Raw genomic sequence first — 360 nt, forward strand, 5'->3', positions numbered from 1 at the left:
CGCGGCGATCTGGCAGAAGGAGAGGTGGTTCCAGTCTGGATTCAGCGGGTGGCTGAAGCCGAGCTGCTGGTTGGCCGCCTGGGTGATCTTCAGGCCGATGGCGACCAGGTCCGCAGCTTCGTCCGGGGTGATGGCGAAGCCCAGCCTGTGCGCGTCGGCGATGACGAAACTGTCGCCACCGTAGGCGGTGTCCACCTGCAGCGAACCGATGCCCTCGACCTCGATCCAGGCGTCGAGCCGGTCGGAGAAGGACGGCACGTTCTTCACTTCGACGCGCTCGGCCTTGCCGTTCTTGCAGTCGGCGACCACTTCCACCAGGCCGCCGGGGGCTTCCAGGGTCAGCCGGGTCTGCGGTTCGCT

General features: G+C 66.9%; 1 protein-coding gene. It reads right to left on the reverse strand.

Annotation, left to right across the window (positions count from 1 at the left end; translation table 11 throughout):
* The coding region (locus J0A65_RS26490) for a proline racemase family protein (RefSeq protein ID WP_206597159.1) at positions 1 to 360 on the reverse strand (360 nt) is incomplete at both ends.

Source organism: Bowmanella yangjiangensis, from assembly GCF_017255015.1.
Taxonomy (GTDB): domain Bacteria; phylum Pseudomonadota; class Gammaproteobacteria; order Enterobacterales; family Alteromonadaceae; genus Bowmanella; species Bowmanella yangjiangensis.